Here is a 1,380-nt window from a genome sequence, read left to right as displayed (position 1 = left end):
CTTCGTTGGACAGCAGAGCCTTTGGCACTTCGATCGGGTTGGTGGCCAGCAGACCATCCATTACCTGATTCTTGACCTTGGATTTGATCGCCTGACGCAGCTCACGCTCCATGTTCTTGCGAACTTCGGCGCGGAAGCCTTCCAGACCGGTTTCCTTGATGCCGAATTGAGCGAAGAACTCTTCGGTCAGCTCTGGCAGTTTTGGCTCGGAAACAGTGTTCACGGTCACGGTGAACTCAGCGGCTTTGCCAGCCAGGTCGAGGTTCTGGTAATCCTCAGGGAAGGTCAGATTCAGAACACGCTCTTCGCCAGCTTTAGCGCCAACCAGGCCGTCTTCGAAGCCAGGGATCATGCGGCCGGAACCCAGAACCAGCTGAGTACCTTTGGCGGAACCGCCAGCGAACACTTCACCGTCGACCTTGCCAACGAAATCGATGTTCAGCTGGTCTTCGTTCTGGGCAGCACGATCGGCCACTTCGAAGCGGGTGTTCTGCTTGCGCAGGATGTCCAGCATCTTGTCCAGATCGGCATCAGCCACGTCAGCGCTCAGGCGCTCTACGGTGATACCTTCGAAACCGGCAACGGTGAACTCAGGGAACACTTCGAAAACTGCGACGTATTCCAGGTCCTTGCCCGCTTCCAGGGATTTCGGCTCGATCGAAGGCGAACCCGCCGGGTTCAGCTTTTGCTCGACAACAGCCTCGTAGAAGGAAGACTGGATGACGTCGCCTACAGCTTCCTGGCGAGCTTCGGCGCCAAAACGACGCTTGATTTCGCTCATTGGCACTTTGCCTGGACGGAAGCCAGCAATCTTGGCCTTTTGGGCAGTCTGCTGCAGACGCTTGTTGACCTGAGTCTCGATGCGCTCAGCCGGCACGGTGATGCTCATGCGGCGCTCAAGAGCAGAAGTATTTTCAACAGAAACTTGCATGGATATTCCTCGTTGCACAGACGTTAGCCGGCCGTTTCCGACCCCAGAATCAAGGGCATGCATTCTAGTGGGTCAAACTCAAGAAGTCACCCCACTGAAAACGGGTAAAAAAACAGCAGGCAATTTATAGGTGCGAAGGCACGGATGCACTTCGCTCCGGTGGCAAATACAACCAATCACGCCAGGGCTCTGCACCAACCCTTCCTTATATAGAAGCGGTACCAGGCATCTCCCCGACAGCCAACCCGGCGAGCAAGGCCGGTGGGCAGCACGGCATCATCGAGTAACATAAATACGACGAAACGCCCTGCCCTGCGACCCAGTACCTGCAGCCGCTGAAAACTCGATCTTCTGAAACAAAAAAGGCGCCAGACTATTAATCTGGCGCCTTTCGGAATATGGGGTGGACGATGGGGATCGAACCCACGACAACGGGAGTCACAATCCCG

General features: G+C 55.8%; 1 protein-coding gene. It reads right to left on the bottom strand.

Annotated elements, in window-relative coordinates:
- On the bottom strand, positions 1-931 hold a 931-nt coding region (tig, locus tag D8U18_RS09280; protein ID WP_131107485.1), incomplete at its 3' end, for a trigger factor.
- Positions 932-1,380 lie beyond the last annotated feature (449 nt).

It is taken from the genome of Pseudomonas sp. Sample_10, from assembly GCF_004321495.1.
Lineage (GTDB): Bacteria > Pseudomonadota > Gammaproteobacteria > Pseudomonadales > Pseudomonadaceae > Aquipseudomonas.
This window is presented reverse-complemented; position numbering and strand designations above follow the sequence as displayed.